This is a genomic window from Pseudonocardia halophobica, from assembly GCF_027922425.1.
Lineage (GTDB): Bacteria > Actinomycetota > Actinomycetes > Mycobacteriales > Pseudonocardiaceae > Pseudonocardia > Pseudonocardia halophobica.
In genome coordinates this window covers 19,161-38,678 of record NZ_BSFQ01000024.1, presented here as the reverse complement: position 1 = coordinate 38,678, position 19,518 = coordinate 19,161, and the positions used below count along the sequence as shown (strand labels likewise).

Below are 19,518 nucleotides of genomic sequence, written 5' to 3'. Positions count from 1 at the left end.
CCACGGATCCAGTGTGCGCCGGATGCGCGTGACGGGCCCACCGAGACCTGGCGCGGTCGTGAGCGGCAACTGCCCCTAGAGGGGCAGTCGCCGCGCACGGGGTCAGCTGAGCAGGTCGTCCAGGTCGCCGTTGATGCAGTGGTCGACGACCGGGCGGACGGTCTCGAAGGTGCACTCCTTGGGGTTGCCGGGGGTGCACGCGTCGCCGAGGACGTGGTTGGTGATCCGGTCGACGTCGGCGGCGTCGCCCTTGATCTCCTTGGCGTTCTCGTAGTACTTGGTCGGGCCCTGGCCCAGCCGGTTCTTCGAGTACGTGTCGGCCTTGACGTCGATGAAGCGCTCCGGGATGCCCACGTCGCGCAGCAGCCGGATCGCGGCGGCCAGCGCGGCCTCCGCGGCCTGGACCTTGGTCATGCCGTGGGTGTCGATCCCCATGGCCTCCGCGATGTCCGCGAAGCGCTCGTAGGCGACCGGCATGTTGAACGCCCACACGCGCGGCAGTGCGATCGCGTTGTTGAGGCCGTGGTGGGTGTCGTAGAAGGCCGACACCGCGTGCGAGATCGAGTGGATGATCCCCAGACCACCGGAGTTGAACGCCTGGGCGGCGATGTACTGCGCGTACATCATGCCCTCGCGACCGGCCAGGTCCTGGCCGTTCCACACCGCCGCACGCAGGCTCTGCGCGGTCAGCTTGATCGCGTGCAGCGCGTTGCCCAGCGACGGCTGGAAGTTCAGCCGGGACACGTACGGCTCGGAGGCGTGCGCGAGCACGTCGAACCCGCACTGCGCGGTGTAGTCGATCGGGCAGTCGTAGTAGAGCACCGGGTCGTCGATCGCCAGGCTGGTCACCGAGGCGTCGTCGAACGCGACGTACTTGTGGGGGTTGTCGGGGTCCGTCGTGGTGTCCGTGATGACGTACGCCCACGAGGTCTCCGAACCGGTGCCGGCCGTGGTGGAGACCGCGATGTGCGGCGGGTTCTGCGGGTTCTCGGACTTGTTGAAGCCCTCGAACTCGTTGACGTTGCGGCCGTCGTGGGCCACGGAGATGCGCGCGCCCTTACAGGCGTCGTGCGAGGAGCCGCCGCCGATCGAGACGAACGAGTCGCAGTTGTTCTGCTGGTAGAGGCCCACAGCGTCCATGACGTTGTAGTCCTTGGGGTTCGACTCGACCTTGTCGTACACGACGACCTCGAGGCCGTGGTACTTCATCGACTCGACGATCTTGTGGACGATGTTCGTGCCGCGGAGGCCGGACGTCATCACGAGCGTCTTCTTGAAGCCGAGCTTCAGGGCCTCCGGCCCGATCATCTCGTGCGCACCCGGGCCGAGCAGGGCCTTGGGGAACGGGTGGAACTCCTTGAGCGGGAACGGCTTGAGCAGTTCGTCGACCTGCATGGCAGCCCTTTCTGGTGCAGGTGATGTCGGTCGACTCCGGACGCTAGGACCGGCGTGACGGCGGGCACAGAGGGCCGCGGGCTAAACCGTCAAGAGGTGGGGGCGGAAACCGTCGGGTCGGAGGGGTGGGCCTGCTGCGGCCGGCGGGTGTCGCGCCGGAAGCGTTGCACATGACTGGCGACAAGTCAGTCCGTCCGGCCCGCGCTCCACGCCTCGCCGACCTGCCCGAAACCGCGCCGGACGTACCACTCGCGGGGTGCGCCGCCGGCGTCCGCGTGCAGGGCGAGGAGATCGCAGCCGGCCCGCCCCGCGACCCTCAGGGCCCCGCTGACCAGCGCGTTCCCGTGCCCGCGACCCCGGTGGGGTGTGGCGGTCTCCACCGCCTCGAGCACCGCCGTGGCGCCGTCGAGGTACAGCGCGGCCGCCGCGACGACCAGGTCGCCCTCGCGCACGGCCAGCACGCGGAGGTCGGTGCCCCGGTCCTCGACGAGGTACCGGTCGGGGAGCCGGACCCGGCGGGGGTCGTCCGCGGGCAGGTCGGGGCGCCAGGCCTCCGCCCACAGGGCCCGGACGGCATCGATGGTCGGCTCCGCACGCTCCGCCTCCGCGTCAAGGGGCACCTCCTCGGCGGAACGGCCCGGGGCCGCGTCGTCGACGGCCCGGGCCAGGACGACGTCGTGCTGCAGCCACCAGCCGGACCGGCCGAGCTCGCGGGCGACCGGCCCGGGGTCGGTGCCCCGGATCGTCACGCAGCGGTGGTCGCGGCCCGCCCCGCCCAGCACCCGGTCGGCCTCGGCGGCGATCTCCTGCGCCGGGGTGCCGTCGTCGACGAGCAGGCGGTTGAGCGCGGGCGCCCACGGCACGTCGTCCTGCAGCACGGCGATCCCACCGGCGACGGGCTCCTCCGCGCTCGCCACCCGCCGCGGCAGGGAGTCGGCGAAGGCGCCCAGCCGCCCGGCGTGGTCGGCGCGGGCCGGCGGTTCGGGCGGGGCGCCGAAGGTGCCGTCGGGCCCGGGGCGGTAGGCCGAGACCGCGACGACGGACGACACCGGCACCGGTCCGTAGGCGTGGGGGAAGCGCATGGCGTCGGGGTCGCCGGGCACGCCGGGCTCGTAGCGGATCTCGCACCCGACCGTGGCGGCGTCGACGGCGAGCAGCAGCAGGTCCCGCCGCCCGGCGAAGAGCCGGTCGGCCGGAAGGGCGACCTGGTCGGCCGTCGAGAGGTGCACGAAGCCGACCTCGGCGAGCGACGGCGGTGTGACGGCGCCCGCCCGCAGCGCTGTGCGCCACTCGCCGGGCGTGGTCAGGTGCAGCAGGGTCGCGGGTGCGGACACGCCGTCAGCATGCCCGTCCACCTGCGTCTTCGTCCTCCCCGGGGCGGGCGCGAAGATCGTCGGGCCGGTGCGCGCCGCCTCTCCTAACGGACGGGGCCCCGCCGGGCCCCTTGCTTCCGGCACCCGGTGCCAATATCGTCCGACCTGCCGGCCGGCACGTCCGACACCGATGTCCACCAGGTCGCACCAGGAGGTACCCGATGGCCCCGATCGAGCAGTCCGAGCAGGTCGAGGACGCCCCCGTCGTCGAGGAGACCCTCGTCGAGGAGGTCTCCATCGACGGCATGTGCGGTGTCTACTAAGAGCGCCGAGAGCGCTGGTGCCGCCGGGGTCGGCGACAGCTCCGTCTTCGACCCCGGCGCCCCCTACCGGTGCAGCCCCCAGGTCTCCCTGCGGCCCGAGCCGTTCGGAGCGCTGGTGTACCACTTCGGCACCCGCAAGCTCTCCTTCCTGAAGACCCTCCCGCTCGTGGAGGTCGTCAAGGGGCTCGAACACCACCCGGACGTCCACTCGGCCATCGCGGCCGCGGGCGTCGAGGAGGCCCAGCGCCCCGCCTACCTGAAGGCCCTGGCCGGTCTGGCCGCCTCCGGGACGATCGAAGCCCGCCAGTAACCACCACACCGGAGTGCCCCCGATGAAGCTGGTCGACCACTTCCAGTACGGCCTCAACTCGCCGATCTGCCTGACGTGGGAACTCACCTACGCCTGCAACCTGTCCTGCGCCCACTGCCTGTCGTCGTCCGGCCGCCGGGACCCGCGCGAGCTGTCGACCGCCGAGGCCAAGGGCGTGATCGACGAGCTGCAGCGGATGCAGGTCTTCTACATCAACATCGGCGGCGGCGAGCCGACGGTGCGCCCGGACTTCTGGGAGCTGCTGGACTACTCGATCGACCACAACGTCGGGGTCAAGTTCTCCACCAACGGTCTGAAGATCGACAAGAAGCGCGCCGCCCAGCTCGCGGCGACCGACTACGTCGACATCCAGATCTCGATCGACGGCGCGACGCCGGAGGTCAACGACTACGTCCGCGGCCCCGGCTCGTACGACATGGCGATCCGCGCTCTGGAGAACCTGGCCGAGGCCGGGTTCGCGCAGCCGAAGATCTCGGTCGTCATGACCCGGCAGAACGTCGACCAGCTCGACGAGTTCAAGGCCATCGCGGACAAGTACGGCGCCCAGCTGCGGATCACGCGGCTGCGCCCGTCCGGCCGCGGTGCGGACGTCTGGGACGAGCTGCACCCGCTGCCCGGCCAGCAGAAGCAGATGTACGACTGGCTGGTCGACCGCGGCGACCAGGTCCTCACCGGGGACTCCTTCTTCCACCTCTCGGCGTTCGGCGAGGCCCTGCCCGGGCTGAACCTGTGCGGCGCCGGGCGCGTGGTGTGCCTGATCGACCCGGTCGGGGACGTCTACGCCTGCCCGTTCGCGATCCACGAGAACTTCCTCGCGGGCAACGTCCGGGACGAGGGCGGGTTCCAGAAGGTCTGGGAGAGCTCGGAGCTGTTCACCGAGCTGCGCAAGCCGCAGACCGGCGGCGCCTGCTCGTCGTGCATGCACTACGACTCCTGCCAGGGCGGGTGCATGGCGGCCAAGTTCTTCACCGGCCTCCCGCTCGACGGGCCTGACCCGGAGTGCGTGCGCGGGTTCGGCGAGCAGGCCCTCGCGGCCCGCGGTGAGGGCCACGTGATCCCGAAGTCCGAGGTCGACCACTCGCGGACCAAGCTCGGCAAGAAGTCGCCGGTCCTGCTGCAGCTGAGCATGGGCCGTCCCGACCGGGCCTGCGAGACCAGCCCGCTCGCCGGGCTGGGCGCCTCGGAGACCGACTCGGGCCTGCGGCTCCCGGTCGCCGGCTCGTAACCCCACAGACCGCCGGCGCCGGACCCGGGGACGACGGGTCCGGCGCCGCGCGACCCACCTTCCGATGCTCACCTCGCCTGTGCAACTCGGCGGCCGGTCGGCGCCGTCGCGGATCCTGTTCGGGCCGCACGTCACCAACCTCGGCCGCGGGCGCGCCCTCTCCGAGCGGCACGTCGCCTACTACGCCGAGCGGGCCGCGGGCGGGTGCGGGGTGATCGTCACCGAGACGGCGTCGGTGCACGAGTCGGACTGGCCCTACGAGCGGGCGCCGCTGGCCTCGTCGTGCGGCGACGGGTGGCGGGCGATCCGCACCGCCTGTCCCGACGCGCTGGTCCTCGCCGGGCTCGGGCACGCCGGCTCGCAGAGCACCGGCGCCTACACCGGGCGGGCGCTCTGGGGCGCCTCCCGGGTGCCGGACGTCGTGTCCCGCGAGGTCCCGCAGGCCATGGAACAGCCGGAGATCGACGCGCTCGTCGCCGGCTTCGCGGCCGCCGCGGCGGAGGCCGTGGCCGCGGGGCTCGACGGGGTCGAGATCCAGGCGGGCCAGCACTCGCTGCTCCGGCAGTTCCTGTCCGGACTGACCAACCACCGCCCCGACGCCTACGGGGAGGACCGCTCCCTGCTCCTCCGCGAGGTCGTCGGGGCGGTGCGTGCCGCACTCGGCCCGCACCACGTCCTGGGCCTGCGGCTCTGCTGCGACGAGCTCGCCCCCTGGGCGGGCATCACGCCCACCTCCGCCCACACCCTGTTCTCCGCCGCGATCGCCGACGTTTCCGATCCCGCGAGGCGCGCCGTGGCCCCCCGCGAGTCGGGCTCTGAGCTTCCGCGAGTCGGGAGATGTGGCAGCGCGAGTCGGGAGTTCCGGCACCGCGAGTCGGGAGATGTGGCACCGCGAGTCGGGAGTTCCGGCACCGCGAGTCGGCAGTTCCGGGACAGCGAGTCGGCAGATCCGGGCGAGCCGGAGAGCCTCGCGCAGCTCGTCGACTACCTCGTGCCCGTGCGCGGGTCGGGGCTGACCGTCCCTGCGACCCGGCCCGACCTGTACACCCCGCCAGGTTTCAACCGCCCCCTCGCCCGCAGCTTCCTCGGGCTCGGCGTCCCGATCGTGCTGCAGGGCAGTGTGGTGGACCCGGAGATGGCGGAGGCGGCGCTCGACGAGGGGATCGCGCTCGTCGAGATGACGCGGGCGCAGATCGCCGACCCTCGGCTCGTCGCGCACGTCCGGGCCGGGACGCCGGAACGCATCCGCCCCTGCACCCTCGCCAACCAGCACCGCGCCCGCGACGCGCGCAACCCGCTGATCACCGACGAGGCCGAGCCGCGGTCGGGCCACGAGACCCTCGACCCACCGCTCCCGCTCGCGCCGGTCGACGGGGCGGACGACCTGCTCGTCGTCGGCGGGGGTCCGGCCGGGTTGGAGGCCGCCCGGACGGCGGCGCTGTACGGCCACCGGGTCCGGCTGATGGAGCGGGCCCCGCAGCTCGGCGGCGCGCTGCGGTACGCGGCGGTGGTGCACGGACGCGCCCGCTTCGGGCTGCTCGTCGAGTGGTGGGAGCGCGAGCTCGACCGGTTGGGCGTGGAGGTGGCGCTCGGCGTCGAAGCACGTCCGGCCGACCTGACCGGCGACGTCGTGCTCGCGACCGGGTCCGTGCCGTCGCCCCACTCCTTCGTCGCCGCACCCGACGTCGTCGTGCTGCCGGCGGGCGAGTTCGAGGCCGGGGTGCTCGCCGCGGCCGGACCCCGCCGCCCGTCCGACCCGCCCGCGCCCGACGCGACGGCCGCCGCGCTGCCCGCCGGCGCACACGTCGTCGTGCACGACCCGATCGGCGACTGGACGGGTGTGGGAATCGCTGAGCAGGTGGCCGCGGCCGGGCTGCCGTGCGCGCTCGTCACCCCGGACGCCGTCGCCGGCACACAGCTCTCCCGCACCGGCGACCTCGCCGACGCCAACGGCCGGCTCGAGCGCGCGGGCGTCGCACGGGAGCTGTTCGCGCGGCTCCGATCGGTCGGGGGCGGGACCGCGCTGCTCACCGACGTCGACCACGGGTCGGCCCGGGAGGTCCCCAGCACGGTGGTGATCGACTGCGCCCACCGCCTGCCCGACGACGATCTGTGGCGCGGCCGCCCCGAGCTGCTGCGCGCCGGTCACGTCGATGCGCCCGACTCGCGGTGCACGAACTCCCGACTCGCGGTGCCGGATCTCCCGACTCGCGGTGCCGGAAGTCCCGACTCGCGGGGGCCGACAGCGCGACTCGCGGAAGCTCACAGCGCGACTCGCGGAGGGCTCCAGCGCGACTCGCGGGGGTCCACGCGGTTGGTGGTGGCGGGGGACTGCGTGGCGCCCCGGACCGTGCACGAGGCGGTGCGGGAGGGTCGGCGCGCGGTGCAGTATCTGCGCAGCTCAGCCGGGGTCGTGAGCGCCGACAGCCCTTCTACGGGCAGTACGCACTCACGGGTGTCGTGATGCTGCACGAACCGCTGCGCCTCGGCCGGCTGACCCTGCGGAACCGGATCGTCTTCACCGCCCACCTCACCGGCTACGCGGCGGACGGCCTGCCCACCCCGCAGCACGCCGCGTACTACGCCGCGCGGGCCGCGGGCGGCGCCGGGCTGGTGATCACCGAAGAACACTCGGTCCACCCGCACGACCGCCCCTACGAGAAGCTGATCCGCGGCCACGATCCCGCCGTGCTGCCCGGCTACCGTGCGCTCACCGACGCCGTGCACGCCCACGGCGCGGCCGTGCTCGCCCAGCTCAACCACAACGGGCCGCAGTCCTCCGGGATGTACTCCCGCGAGCCCGTCCGCGGCCCCTCCGCCGTCCCCGACCCGATGTTCCGCGAGGTCCCCGTCGCGATGACGGAGGCGGATCTCGACGAGGTCGTGGCCGGCTACGCCCGCACCGCGCGGCACTGCGTCGAGGGCGGGTTCGACGGCGTCGAGCTGCAGTGCTCGCACGCCTCCCTGGCCCGCTGCTTCCTCTCGCCCGCCACGAACCACCGCACCGACGCCTACGGCGGACCGCTGGAGAACCGCGCCCGGCTGCTCCTGCGGATCGTCGCGGCGGTCCGGCGGGAGCTGGGCGACCGGGTCCTCGGCGTCCGGCTCGGCGGCGAGGAGGGCATCGAGGGCGGCATCGGGCTCGACGAGGGCGTCGCCCTGGCCCGCCTGCTCGAGGCGACCGCCGAGGTCGACCACCTCAACACCTCGATCGGCGTGGCGACGGCGTCGTTGCACCTCATCGAGGCCTCCATGCACACGCCGGCCAACTACGCGACCTTCATCCCCTCGGCCATCCGCGCGGCCGTGCGGGTCCCGGTCGTCGCGGTGGGGCGGTTCACCGAGCCCGGCGTGGCTGAGCAGGCGCTGGGCGAGGGGCACTGCGACCTCGTCGGCGTCGCGCGCGGACAGATCGCCTCCCCGGACTTCGCCGCCCCGGACGGCCCGACGCGGGTGTGCGTGGGCTGCAACCAGGAGTGCGTCGGCCGGGTCGGGGTGAACCGGCCGTTGGGCTGCGCGGTCAACCCGCGCGCCGGGCGCGAGGCCGTCCTGCTGCCGGCCCCGGGCGTACCGCGCCGGGTGACCGTGGTCGGGGGCGGGCCGGCCGGGCTGCGTGCCGCCGCGACCGCCGCCGCCCGTGGACACCGGGTGACCCTCTACGAGCGCGACCGCCTCGGCGGCCAGCTCGCCCTCGCCGCCCTCGCGCCCGGGCGCGGGGAGCTCGCCCACGTCGTCCGCGACCTCGTGGCCGAGTGCGACCGTGCCGGGGTGGAGATCGTGCACGGGGAGCCGGGGGACCTCGGGAGCGCCGACGTCGTCGTCCTCGCCACGGGGGCGCGGCCCGCCCGCCGGCCCGGCACGCTCGACGTCCGGGACGTGCTCGACGGCAGCGCCGCGCCCACCGGCTCCGTGCTCGTCGTCGACGAGCTGGGGTTCCACCACGCCACCTCGGTGGCCGAGCTGCTGGCCGCGCGCGGCTGTGCCGTGGAGATCGTGACCCCGGGCATGGTGGTCGGCCAGGACCTCGGCCTGACGCTCGACCGCGAGGGCTTCCGCCGCCGGGCGCACGCCGCCGGCATCCGGCTCAGCACGGACCGGCTCGTGACGGCCGTCGAGCCGGGCCGGGCGACGCTGGTGCACCATCCCACCGGGAGGATCGAGACGAGGGAGGTCGACGCCGTGGTCCAGGCGGTCGCCGCCGAGCCCGACGACGTCCTGTGGTCCACGCTGCGTCACCGGTCCGGGGTCCACCGGATCGGTGACTGCCTGGCCCCGCGGCGGATGGACGCCGCGCTGCGCGACGGCGAGCGGCTGGCGGTGAACCTGTGAAACCTGAGAGTGGTATCCACCTGTGGACCCACACTGTGGACAACTCCGTCGTCGCAGGTCAGCGGTGAGGGCCGACGAGCTCACGTGGACGGTCCTCGCGGACGGTCCACCCCGGACACTGGTCGTCCCGGTGGGGTCGGTCGAGCAGCACGGGCCCCATCTGCCCTTGACGACGGATGTGCGCGTGGCCGAGCACGTCGCCACCCGGATGGAGCAGCGCGACCCCGATCTGGTGCTGGCGCCCGCGGTGGCCTACGGGGCGGCGGGGGAGCACGAGGGATTCCCCGGGACCGTGTCGATCGGGCACGAGGCGCTGCGGGCCGTGCTGGTGGAGCTCGGCCGCTCGGCCTGCCGCTGGGCGGCCCGGCTCGTGTTCGTCAACGGCCACGGCGGCAACGTCCGCACCCTGGTCGAGGCCGTCCGGCTGCTGCGGTACGAGGGCCGTGACGCCGCGTGGGTGCCGTGCGTGGCGCCGGGCGTCCGCGGCGACGCGCACGCCGGCCGCACCGAGACCTCGCTGATGCTCGCGCTCGGAGCCCGGGTCGGCGCCGAGCGCGAACCCGGCGCGACCGCCCCGCTGCGCGAGCTGCTGCCGGAGATGCGGGAGAAGGGCGTGGCCGGGGTGAGCCCCAACGGCATCCTCGGCGACCCGCGCGGTGCCTCCGCCGAGGAGGGCGAGGCCCTGCTCGCCGCGATGACCGACGCGCTCGCCGCCGCCGTCGCACGGTGGGAGGCCGACGAGGGGACCGGGCGTCTGGCCTTCGGGAGCTGACCCGTTCGCGCTGGTGAACGTCCCGCGGCTCCACGCGCCCGATCCGGCCGCGTGCCCCTGATCGTCGGTCCCGGCTGCCATCATGGTTCCAGGAAGGAGACGTGCGATGACCCTGTCGTGGCCGAGCCACCCGCTCACGCTCGCGGAGTGGGAAGCGCTGCCGGAGAGCGACGAGTTCCGGCTCGAGCTGAGCGAGGGCATGCTGGTCATGGCGGCGAAGCCCGTGTCGAGGCAGCAACGGGCCAGTGCGCGTCTGGCGGCCGGTCTCGACGACGCGTTGCCTCACGAGCTGATCCCGCTGGTCGATGTCGAGGTGCTGCTCGAGGCCGCGCCCCTGACCACCAGGGCGCCCGACGTGATCGTGACCCGCACGCGGATCGTCGACCTCGCCGATCCGACCGTCCTGACCGCGTACGTCCTGGTCGACGGCGACTACGAACTCGCGGGCGAGCACCGCGGACAGGTCACGACCGAGGTGAGCGGCGTGCCGGTCCCCCTCGACCTCGACCGCCTCACCGCGCGGTAGTCGCCACCAGCAGCGGCACCAGCTGCTCCTCCGCGGTCAGCGAGCCGTGCTGGCCGGGCAGGCCGGCGAGGACGGGCTCGGCGACCGTCCGCACCACTCCCGCCGACCCCCGCAGCGCCACGACGAGGTCCCCGATCCGCTCGGCGACGTGCGGCTCGAGCGGGCCGAACCAGTCCGCGGCCACCGCCTCGTCCCGGGTGACGATCCAGGCGTCGTCGCCCAACGTCTCCTGCCAGGCGGCGCGGACCTCGTCGAGCGCGCCCTCCTGGACGTAGACGTGCCGGGCCCGGGGATCCCCGCCGAGCAGCCGGACGCCCAGCCGCAGCGGGGCGAGCTGGTCGGCGTCGTAGCGGCGGGTCACCTGCACCATGCCGTGGTCGCCGGTGACGGCGAGCAGCGCGTCCGGCGGCAGCTGGTCGGCGATCGTCGCGGCGAGCCGGTCGATCTGCCGCAGCTGGTAGCGCCAGGCGGTGGAGCCGGGGCCGTGCACGTGGCCGAGGGTGTCGAGGTCGGCGTGGTAGCCGTAGCAGAGCCGCCGTCCCGGCCCGGCGAGCGCGTCGACGACCTCGGCGGCGAGGTCGCCGAGCGCCAGCACGCCGCGGTACTGGCCGCCGCGCAGCGCCGCCCGGGTGAGGCCCGAGCCGCGGAAGGCCCGCGGGCCCACCGAGGTGACCCGCACGCCGTCGGCCGCGGCCCTCTCCAACGCCGTGGGCGCGGGCTGCACCTGCTCTGGCGGCAGGGTCTCGCGCAGGTCCGCGGGCTCGGGCTCGCCGTAGGTCGTCCACTTGAGGGAGTCGAGCAGCGCGTCCCCGCAGGCCCGGAAGCTGATCCCGACCACCCCGTGCCCGCCCGGCGGCAGCCCGGTGCCGAGCGAGGTGATGCTGATCGAGGTGCTCGACGGGAACCCGACGGTCAGCGGCTCGCCCCCGAGCGAGGCGAGGAACGGGGCGTCGGCGGCGTGGGCCCGGAGCAGCTCGGCGCCCAGCCCGTCGACCAGCAGGACCGCGGCCGCGCGCACCGGCGGCAGCGTGATCGCGGGCGTGGGGCCCGGCACGCCCAGCGCGGCGAGGACGGCGGGGAACACCTCGGCCAGCGAGCGCTCGCCGTACCGGGGGAGCAGCGGATCACCGGAGGACACGGCGTGAGGGTCCCACGTCACGGGGCGGCGCCGGGACCGCTCCCGCGTGTTTGGATTCCGGGGTGGGTGCGACGAGGCCGGGACCGCTGCCGGACGGGATGCGCGTGGTGCTGGACCGCCGGGTCCGCCGGCTGGCCGGCCGGGACGGCGGATCGGCGCTGCTCGGCGGGGCGCCGCCGAAGCTCGTCCACCTGACCCCGCGGGCGCAGGCCGTCCTCGGCGACGGCGACGCGATGACCGTCGCCGACCCGACCTCGCGCGCCCTGGCCCGCACGCTGCTCGACTCCGGCTTCGCCCACCCGGCCCACCCGATCCCCGGCGGCCCCGGGCGGGGCGAGGTCACCGTCGTCGTCCCGGTGAAGGACCGCCCGCTCGACCGGCTGCTGGGCACCCTGCCCGCCGACCTCGGCGGCCTGGTCGTGGTCGACGACGGCGGGTCGGACCCCGAGGGCCTCGCCGCGACGGTCAAGGCCGCGCACGGCCGCGTGATCCGGCACGAGACCCCGCGCGGCCCGGCCGCGGCGCGCAACGCCGGGCTGGCCGCGGCCACCACACCGCTGGTGATGTTCCTGGACTCCGACGTGGTGCCGCAGGAGGGCTGGCTCGACCCGCTGCTGGCGCACCTCGCCGACCCCGCGGTGGCGCTGGTGGCCCCGCGGATCGTCGCGCTGCACCCCGTGCGCGGCCCGATCGCGCGCTACGAGGCCGTGCGCTCCAGCCTGGACCTCGGCCTCGACCCGGCGCTGATCGTGCCGCGCAGCCGCGTCGCCTACGTGCCGAGCGCCGCGATGCTCGTCCGCCGCGACGCGGTCGGCGCGGGCTTCGACGAGGAGATGCACGTGGCCGAGGACGTCGACCTCGTGCTGCGGCTGCACGCCGACGGCCGCCGGCTGCGCTACGAGCCGGCCGCCCGGGTCGCGCACGACCACCGGACGTCGCCGCGCGCGTGGTGGCTGCGCAAGGCCTACTACGGCACCGGAGCCGCGCCGCTCGCCCGCCGGCACCGCGGCGCGGTCCCGCCGATGGTGCTCAGCCCGTGGACCGCGGCGGCGTGCGCGGCGCTGCTGGCCCAGCGCCGCTGGTCGGTGCCGGTCGTCGCGGTCGTCACCGGGGTGGCCGCGGAACGGTTGTCCCGCAAGCTCTCCCGGCTCGAACAGCCGCGGGTCTCGGCCGCGAGGCTGGCCGGTCTCGGGCTCTCCGGCGCCGGGCTGCAGGTCGCGAACGCGCTGCTGCGCCACCACTGGCCGGTCGCCGCGGCCGTGCTGCCCTTCTCCCGCCGCATCCGGCGCGCGGTGCTGCTCGCCGCCGTCGCCGAGGGGCTGGGCGACTGGTGGACCCATCGCCGGCACGACCCGGCCGTCCGCCCGGACCCCGTGACCCACCTGGTCGCCCATCGGCTGGACGACCTGGCCTACGGCGCGGGCCTCTGGTGGGGGGCCTGGAAGGCCCGCGACACGGCCGCGCTCCGGCCCGTCTCACCCGGTCGGAAGTGACCCCACCCCCCGACAGGACTGGTCCGGACGGGTGATTGGTCTTGCGTGGAACCACCGCGGCTGCGGAGCGGTCGTGCGAGACGATCCGCGAGTGCGGAAACGTGTGCGGTGGGCCTCTCTCTGCTGCTGAGAGGGGACCTCAGGTGCCTTGCACCGCATGAAGATCGGGAGTGTGATGTGCTCGCCGCCACAGATCTGTGGGCGGCCCGAGAGCGCACCGGCCACCGGTGGCTCTCCCGGAGGACGCGACCACCACCGCGGTTGGGAGAGAGACTCATGGCAGAGGTCCGGGTCACCGTCGACGGCGTGAACTACGCCGACGAGGTGGAGCCCCGCATGTTGCTGGTCCAGTACCTCAGGGAACGGCTCGGCAAAACGGGCACGGTCATCGGTTGCGACACGAGCAATTGTGGCGCCTGCACAGTGCACCTCAATGGGCAGAGCGTGAAGTCCTGTTCGGTCCTGGCAGTCCAGGCGAACGGCGGCGAGGTCACGACGATCGAGGGTCTCGCGAGAGACGGCCAGTTGCACCCGGTGCAGAAGGCCTTCAACGAGTGCCACGCCCTCCAGTGCGGCTTCTGCACGCCTGGAATGATCATGGCCGCGGTCGACCTCCTGGGAGACAACCCCGACCCTGACGAGGGCGAGGTGCGCGAGGGCATCGAGGGCAACCTCTGCCGCTGCACCGGATACCAGAACATCGTGCGCGCAGTCCAGTCCGCCGCACAGGCCATGAAGCCGGGCGCGTCCGCCCCGACCGAGACGCCCGCCCCGGTTGCAGGAGACTGAGAGATGACGACCACCGCCGAACCCACTGCGTCCGAGCTCGGCCGCGCGCGGACCCGCAAGGAAGACGCCCGCCTCATCACCGGCCGGACCCGCTGGACCGACAACATCGCCCTGCCGGGGATGCTGCACATCGCGTTCGTGCGCAGCACCTTCGCCCACGGGCGCATCGTCAGCATCGACACGAGCGAGGCCAAGAAGGCGCCGGGCGTCTTCGCCGTCTACACAGGCGAGGACTTCGACGCCGAGCAGGGCGGGCTCCCCACCGCGATCCCGGTCAACGCCGACGACCCGATCCCCCGACACGTCTCCATCGCAGTCGACACGGTGCGGTTCGCGGGCGAGATCGTGGCGATCGTCGTGGCTCGGGACGCCGCATCCGCCAAGGACGCGAGCGAGTTGATCGAGGTCGACATCGACCCGCTCGACCCGGTGCTCGACATGGAGGCCGCCCAGCAGGAGGGATCGCCGATCGTCCACCCGGACTTCGGCAAGAACAAGTGGGTCACGTTCGAGTTCGACTCGGCCGCCGCCGGAGCGACCACCGGCGAGCCCGCCGACGCGGTCATCGCCGCTGCCGAGAACGACCCCGACTCGGTCGTGGTGAAGCGGCGGTGGCGGCAGCAGCGGCTCATCCCCGCGTTCATGGAGCCGCGCTCCACCGTGGTCGACCCCACCGGCGAGCAGATCGTCATGTACTCGGCGACGCAGGTACCGCACATCCTGCGGACGATGCTCGGCGTGGTCCTCGGCCTTCCTGAGCAGAAGGTCCGTGTGATCGCCCCGGACGTCGGCGGCGGCTTCGGCGGCAAGCTGCAGATCTGCCCCGAGGAGATCCTCACCCTGCTGGTCGCCCGCAAGCTGGGCAAGCCGGCCAAGTGGACCGAGACCCGTTCGGAGTCCCTGGTCGCGGCCCACCACGGCCGCGACCAGATCCAAGACATCACGGTCGCCGCGAAGAAGGATGGCACCATCACCGCGCTCAAGATGGAGCTGACCGCGGACATGGGTGCCTACTTCGGCATCTTCACTCCTGCGGTGCCGGTCCTCGGCGCCTTCATCGGCCCCGCGATCTACAAGGTTCCGGCCTACTCCTTCGTCTGCCACGAGATCTTCACCAACAAGACCCCGGTCGACGCATACCGCGGCGCCGGGCGACCGGAGGTGACCTTCGCCGCGGAGCGGATCATCGACGAGCTCGCCACCGAGCTGGGCCGGGACCCGCTGGAGCTGCGCGAGCAGAACTGGATCAAGCACGACGAGTTCCCGTACACGCAGGCGGGCGGCCTGACCTACGACTCGGGCAACTACGAGGCCGCGACGAAGAAGGCGAAGGAGCTCTTCGACTACGACGCCCTCCGACGCGAGCAGGAGGAGCGGCGCCGCAACAACGACCCGATCCAGCTCGGGATCGGCATCTCGGTCTTCACCGAGATGTGCGGTCTCGCGCCGTCACGCGTCCTGGGGTCGCTCGGGGCCGGCGCCGGTGGGTGGGAGCACGCCAGCATCCGGATGCTCGCCACCGGCAAGGTCGAGGTGGTCACCGGGTCCTCGGCTCACGGTCAGGGGCACGAGACGGCGTGGAGCCAGATCGTGGCCGATCGGCTCGGGGTGGCCTTCGAGGACATCGAAGTGCTGCACGGCGACACGCAGATCGCGCCGAAGGGGCTCGACACCTACGGCTCGCGCTCCTTGCCCGTCGGTGGCACCGCTGTGGTGAAGTGCGCGGACAAGGTCATCGAGAAGGCCAAGATCATCGCGGCGCACATGCTGGAGGCCTCGGAGGACGACCTGGAGTTCGGGTCGGGCCGCTTCTCGGTGAAGGGCACGGAGAAGGGCGTGACGATCCAGGAGGTCGCGTTCGCAACGTTCCTGGCGCACGACCTGCCGGACGGTGTGGAACCGTCGCTCGACGCCGAGTACACGTTCGACCCGGAGAACTTCTCCTACCCCCACGGCACGCACCTTGCGGCCATGGAGGTGGACACCGAGACCGGCAAGGTCTCGATCCGGCACTACGTGTGTGTCGACGACATCGGCAACGTCGTCAACCCGCTGATCGTCGAGGGCCAGGTGCACGGCGGTCTCGCGCAGGGCATCGCGCAGGCTCTGTTCGAGGAGGCCAACTACGACGAGCAGGGCACGCTGGTCAACGGCACCTTCGTGGACTACACCCTGCCGTCCGCCGCAGATCTGCCGAGCTTCACCACCGCCCGCACGGAGACACCGGCGACGTCCAACCCCCTCGGGGTGAAGGGTGTCGGCGAGGCCGGCACGATCGCCTCGACCCCGGCCATCGTCAACGGTGTCATCGACGCGGTCCGGTACCTCGGCGTCGAGCAGGTCGAGATGCCCTGCACCGCGCAGCGCGTGTGGCGCGCCATCCAGGAGGCGAAGGGCCGCTCCACCCAGGAGACGCCCATCGACACCCACTCGCCGGGTGCGGGCCTCGGCTCCATCGACCCCAACAACCCGCAGGGAGAGGTCCAGTGATCCCCGCCAAGTTCGACTACGTCCGGCCGTCGACGGTCGAGGAGGCCGTCAGCGCGCTCCAGCAGGGCGGGGACGACGCCAAGATCCTGGCCGGCGGGCAGAGCCTGCTGCCGGTCCTCCGGCTCCGGCTCGCCGCGCCGTCGGTCGTCATCGACCTGGGCGGCATCGCCGAGCTGCGCCAGATCAGCGAGGACGGGGACCGGATCGCCATCGGCGCCATGGCCCCGCACCACGACGTGATGCGCGACGACCTGGTCAAGCAGCACGTCACGCTGCTGTCGCAGGCCACCGCGACCGTGGCGGACCCGCAGGTCCGCCACCGCGGCACCCTCGGCGGGGCGCTGGCGCACGCCGACCCGGCCGGCGACCTGGGCGCGGTCGCCCTGGCGCTCGACGCCGAGTTCGTGATCGCCGGGTCCTCCGGGACCCGCACGGTCCCGGCGACCGAGTTCTTCGTCGACTACTTCACCACCGCGATCGGCGAGGGCGAGATCCTCACGCAGGTGCGGTTCCCGAAGTACACCGGCTGGAGCACGCACTACGAGAAGTTCAACCGCACCGCGCAGGCCTGGTCGATGGTCGCCGTCGCCGCCGCGCTGCGGGTCGAGGGCGGCTCCGTCGCGGAGGCCCGCATCGGCCTGACCAACATGGGCACCACGCCGATCCGGGCCACCGGAGTCGAGCAGGCGCTCGTCGGCCAGCCCGCGACGGCGGACTCGGTCCGCGCCGCCGCCGAACACGCGACGGAGGGCACTGCGGCTCCGAGTGACGCCGATGCCGCGGCCGACTACCGTGAACACCTGGCCAAGGTGCTCACCGGCCGGGCGGTGCTGGCCGCCGCCGGCTGAGGCATTCGCGAGAACGGCTGGACGCCTGCCCGGGCACCCGGGCAGGCGTCCCGCCGTTTCTCCTACCAGGAGCCCGCCCGCACCCGCCGGGCGCGGCTCGCCGACGAGGAGACTGGAAGTCATGCAGCTGGAGAACAAGTTCACGATCGCGGCGCCCATCGCGGACGCCTGGGCGGCCCTGAACAACCCGGAGACCGTCGCCCCCTGCTTCCCCGGCGCCACGCTGACGGAGTACACGGGCGACTCCTTCACCGGCACGGTGAAGGTGAAGCTGGGGCCGATCTCGCTGACGTACAAGGGCAAGGGCACCTACATCGAGCGGGACGACGCGAACCACAAGGTCGTCATCGACGCCACCGGGCGTGACTCGCGCGGCAACGGCACCGCCGCCGCCAAGGTCACCGGCACCATGAAGGCCGACGGCCCGGACAAGACCGAGGTCACGATGGTCACCGACATGACCATCACCGGCCGCCCGGCCCAGTTCGGCCGCGGTGTGATCTCGGACGTCGCCGACAAGATCATCGGCCAGTTCTCGTCGTGCCTCGCCGACAAGCTGACCGAGAAGCACGAGGCCCAGGCCCCCGCCGCGGCCGAGCCGGTCACCCCGGCGACCACGGCTGCCCCGGCCACGCCGACCGCCGGTGGGGTCGCCGGGGAGCTCCCGAAGCCGACCGACACCCCGGCCGCCAGCAAGCCGGCCCCGATGAAGAGCAGCGTCGACGCCATCGACCTGCTCGACACCGCGGGCGCGCCGATCGTGAAGCGGCTCGTCCCGGTCGCGGGCGGGCTGGGTGTGCTGCTCGCGATCTTCCTGATCATCCGCGCCCTGCGGAAGAGCTGATCGCGGCCTGACGGGCCCGAGGGCCGGCGACCCACAAGGGTCGCCGGCCCTCGGCGTTCTCGGGATCCCACGGTGAGGGGCTCTTGAGGCGAGGCAACCGGCGATCAAGGGGGAGTCGGGGGCGGTGAGCGGCCCAGTGATCGTCGTTCTCGTGCGCTTATGGCGGCGCGGCCGACCTTCAGCGCACCGGAATGGTGATCAAAGGGATGCGGCCCGGTGAGGGCGTGCCTGTTGATCGCTGTCTCCGTGCGCTCGCGGCAGTGCGGCTGGCCCCCAGTGCACTGAAGCGGCGATCAAGGGACGCAGCTCAGGAAGGCGCCCTGCGGTGGTCATCGTTCCAGTGCGCTGACGGCGGACCGGCCCACCGTCAGCCGCGCTAGTGCCGTGAGGTGCTCGGTGATCGTTGTCTCCGTCCGCTGAAGGTGGTGCACGGACCGTCAACGCACCGGAACGATGATCAAGGAATGTGCGTGTGGAGCATGACGGCTGAGTGCGAGGATCGGCGCATGCACGCCGGCGCGCACAACGCGATCACCGACATCCCCGGGATCCTGGTCGGCCACGCGGCGGTAACCGGGGAGGACGCGCTGAGCGGCACCACGGTGGTGCGCTGCCCGCGCGGGGGTGCGACGGCCGGGGTGGACGTCCGCGGGGCCGCGCCGGGCACGCGGGAGACGGACCTCCTCGCCCCCGGCAACTCCGTGCAACGCGTGCACGCCGTCGTGCTCTCGGGTGGGAGCGCCTACGGGCTGGCCGCGGCGCAGGGGGTGATGGACCGGCTGGAGGCGGCGGGCGAGGGCTTCCCGGTCCCCGGCGGCGTCGTCCCGATCGTGCCGGCCGCGGTGCTGTTCGACCTCGGCCGGGGCGGCCGGTTCACCGCCCGGCCGACCGCGGAGACCGGGGCCGCGGCCTACGACAGGGCGACCTCCGGCCCCGTCCTGCAGGGTGCGGTCGGCGCGGGCACTGGCGCGACGGCCGGTGGCCTGAAGGGCGGGATCGGCTCCGCCAGCGCGGTTCTCGACGACGGCACCACGGTCGCCGCGCTCGTGGCGGTCAACGCGACGGGCTCGCCGGTGCACGGCCCCACCGGGCGGCTGCTCGGGGCCCGGCACGGGCTGCCCGGCGAGTTCCCCGACGTCGAGGTCGCGCCGGAGGCGGTCGACGAGCTGGCGGCCGTGTTCCGCCGGCGCCGCACACTGACCCCGGCCACGGCGACCTCGCTCGCGGTGGTCGCGACGGACGCGACGCTGGACAAGGCGGGCTGCGGGCGGCTGGCGACGGTCGCGCACGACGGCTACGCCCGTTCCCTCGACCCCGTGCACACCGCGATGGACGGCGACGCGATCTTCGCCCTGGCCACCGGCGACCGCGAGGCCCCGGGCCCCGAGGCGCTGTACGCCTTGCACGCCGCGGCCGCCGACGTCGTCGCCCGTGCCGTGGTGCACGCGGTCCTGGCCGCGACCCCGGTCACCACGCGGGGCGGCTCGTGGCCCTCCTACCGCAGCGTGACCGGGGTCGGCGATCCCGCGGGCGGAGCGCGCTGAGGGACGGTCCACGGTCGCGCAGCCGGACGGACCGCTCCGAGGGCCCTCGGTGAGCAAGAACGATCATTCGGCCTGCGGCGGACGTGCGCAGGGACGCCGCAGTGAGCGCCGGATCGGGGTCGGCCGGCTCGGGCCCGAGACCCCGCCGCTGACGAGGC

Annotated in this window: 16 protein-coding genes; 13 read left to right on the top strand and 3 right to left on the bottom strand. The window is 73.6% G+C overall.

Going from position 1 to position 19,518, the window contains the following annotated elements; translation table 11 throughout:
- Window positions 1–102 precede the first annotated feature (102 nt).
- On the bottom strand, window positions 103–1,395 hold the full coding sequence (gene mdo / locus PKE99_RS24170) for an NDMA-dependent methanol dehydrogenase (RefSeq protein WP_037048752.1): 1,293 nt from the start codon (window positions 1,393–1,395) through the stop codon (window positions 103–105).
- 185 nt (window positions 1,396–1,580) lie between these two features.
- Window positions 1,581–2,729 carry a GNAT family N-acetyltransferase gene (locus tag PKE99_RS24165; RefSeq protein ID WP_037048754.1) on the bottom strand — a complete coding sequence of 383 codons (1,149 nt, stop codon included), beginning with the start codon at window positions 2,727–2,729 and terminating at the stop codon, window positions 1,581–1,583.
- Between the two features lie 200 nt (window positions 2,730–2,929).
- On the opposite strand from PKE99_RS24165, the gene mftA reads away from it, so the two are divergent.
- The 7 genes from mftA (at window position 2,930) to PKE99_RS24130 (ending at window position 10,214) form a co-directional block, all read left to right on the top strand.
- Window positions 2,930–3,031, top strand: a complete 102-nt coding sequence (gene mftA / locus PKE99_RS24160) for a mycofactocin precursor MftA (RefSeq protein WP_037048757.1) — start codon at window positions 2,930–2,932, stop codon at window positions 3,029–3,031.
- Window positions 3,021–3,341: a mycofactocin biosynthesis chaperone MftB gene (mftB, locus tag PKE99_RS24155; RefSeq protein WP_037048760.1), complete on the top strand. Its 321-nt coding sequence runs from the start codon at window positions 3,021–3,023 to the stop codon at window positions 3,339–3,341. Before mftA ends, mftB begins: the two co-directional genes overlap by 11 nt.
- Window positions 3,342–3,363: 22 nt before the next feature.
- Window positions 3,364–4,587, top strand: a complete 1,224-nt coding sequence (gene mftC / locus PKE99_RS24150) for a mycofactocin radical SAM maturase (RefSeq protein WP_051737777.1) — start codon at window positions 3,364–3,366, stop codon at window positions 4,585–4,587.
- Between the two features lie 64 nt (window positions 4,588–4,651).
- Entirely contained in the window at window positions 4,652–7,051 is a 2,400-nt protein-coding gene (locus PKE99_RS24145; protein WP_051737778.1) for an oxidoreductase, read from the top strand.
- Window positions 7,051–8,916: a mycofactocin system FadH/OYE family oxidoreductase 2 gene (locus PKE99_RS24140; RefSeq protein WP_037048763.1), complete on the top strand. Its 1,866-nt coding sequence runs from the start codon at window positions 7,051–7,053 to the stop codon at window positions 8,914–8,916. The genes PKE99_RS24145 and PKE99_RS24140 overlap by 1 nt, the downstream gene beginning before the upstream one ends.
- 22 nt (window positions 8,917–8,938) lie before the next feature.
- Window positions 8,939–9,688, top strand: coding sequence for a mycofactocin biosynthesis peptidyl-dipeptidase MftE (gene mftE, locus PKE99_RS24135; protein WP_051737779.1), 750 nt, complete (start codon window positions 8,939–8,941; stop codon window positions 9,686–9,688).
- A gap of 106 nt (window positions 9,689–9,794) precedes the next feature.
- The gene (locus PKE99_RS24130; protein ID WP_051737780.1) at window positions 9,795–10,214 is read left to right on the top strand and encodes a hypothetical protein; all 420 of its coding nucleotides are present in this window, start codon (window positions 9,795–9,797) and stop codon (window positions 10,212–10,214) included.
- Here PKE99_RS24130 and PKE99_RS24125 read toward each other — a convergent pair.
- Entirely contained in the window at window positions 10,201–11,352 is a 1,152-nt protein-coding gene (locus tag PKE99_RS24125; RefSeq protein WP_197040730.1) for an alkaline phosphatase family protein, read from the bottom strand. The genes PKE99_RS24130 and PKE99_RS24125 overlap by 14 nt on opposite strands.
- A gap of 62 nt (window positions 11,353–11,414) precedes the next feature.
- Between PKE99_RS24125 and mftF the strand changes: the two genes are divergently transcribed.
- From mftF to PKE99_RS24095, 6 genes are all read left to right on the top strand, one after another.
- On the top strand, window positions 11,415–12,845 hold the full coding sequence (mftF, locus tag PKE99_RS24120) for a mycofactocin biosynthesis glycosyltransferase MftF (protein WP_231498305.1): 1,431 nt from the start codon (window positions 11,415–11,417) through the stop codon (window positions 12,843–12,845).
- Between the two features lie 276 nt (window positions 12,846–13,121).
- Complete coding sequence (locus tag PKE99_RS24115; RefSeq protein WP_037048771.1) at window positions 13,122–13,634, top strand: (2Fe-2S)-binding protein; 513 nt, start codon at window positions 13,122–13,124, stop codon at window positions 13,632–13,634.
- 3 nt (window positions 13,635–13,637) lie between these two features.
- Entirely contained in the window at window positions 13,638–16,124 is a 2,487-nt protein-coding gene (locus tag PKE99_RS24110; RefSeq protein ID WP_037048774.1) for a xanthine dehydrogenase family protein molybdopterin-binding subunit, read from the top strand.
- Window positions 16,121–16,972 (top strand): FAD binding domain-containing protein, encoded by an 852-nt coding sequence (locus tag PKE99_RS24105; protein ID WP_037048777.1) that lies wholly within the window; start codon window positions 16,121–16,123, stop codon window positions 16,970–16,972. The genes PKE99_RS24110 and PKE99_RS24105 overlap by 4 nt, the downstream gene beginning before the upstream one ends.
- 121 nt (window positions 16,973–17,093) lie before the next feature.
- The gene (locus PKE99_RS24100; RefSeq protein ID WP_037048779.1) at window positions 17,094–17,816 is read left to right on the top strand and encodes an SRPBCC family protein; all 723 of its coding nucleotides are present in this window, start codon (window positions 17,094–17,096) and stop codon (window positions 17,814–17,816) included.
- 506 nt (window positions 17,817–18,322) lie between these two features.
- Window positions 18,323–19,360 (top strand): P1 family peptidase, encoded by a 1,038-nt coding sequence (locus tag PKE99_RS24095; RefSeq protein ID WP_037048780.1) that lies wholly within the window; start codon window positions 18,323–18,325, stop codon window positions 19,358–19,360.
- Window positions 19,361–19,518: the final 158 nt, after the last annotated feature.

Bases quoted from the DNA above. Each gene is read 5' to 3' on its own strand.
- mdo (WP_037048752.1), bottom strand. From the start codon at position 1,395: ATGCAGGTCGACGAACTGCTCAAGCCGTTCCCGCTCAAGGAGTTCCAC.
- mftA (WP_037048757.1), top strand. From the start codon at position 2,930: ATGGCCCCGATCGAGCAGTCCGAGCAGGTCGAGGACGCCCCCGTCGTC.
- mftC (WP_051737777.1), top strand. From the start codon at position 3,364: ATGAAGCTGGTCGACCACTTCCAGTACGGCCTCAACTCGCCGATCTGC.
- PKE99_RS24130 (WP_051737780.1), top strand. From the start codon at position 9,795: ATGACCCTGTCGTGGCCGAGCCACCCGCTCACGCTCGCGGAGTGGGAA.
- PKE99_RS24110 (WP_037048774.1), top strand. From the start codon at position 13,638: ATGACGACCACCGCCGAACCCACTGCGTCCGAGCTCGGCCGCGCGCGG.
- PKE99_RS24140 (WP_037048763.1), top strand. From the start codon at position 7,051: ATGCTGCACGAACCGCTGCGCCTCGGCCGGCTGACCCTGCGGAACCGG.
- PKE99_RS24115 (WP_037048771.1), top strand. From the start codon at position 13,122: ATGGCAGAGGTCCGGGTCACCGTCGACGGCGTGAACTACGCCGACGAG.
- PKE99_RS24100 (WP_037048779.1), top strand. From the start codon at position 17,094: ATGCAGCTGGAGAACAAGTTCACGATCGCGGCGCCCATCGCGGACGCC.
- PKE99_RS24095 (WP_037048780.1), top strand. From the start codon at position 18,323: ATGCACGCCGGCGCGCACAACGCGATCACCGACATCCCCGGGATCCTG.
- PKE99_RS24145 (WP_051737778.1), top strand. From the start codon at position 4,652: ATGCTCACCTCGCCTGTGCAACTCGGCGGCCGGTCGGCGCCGTCGCGG.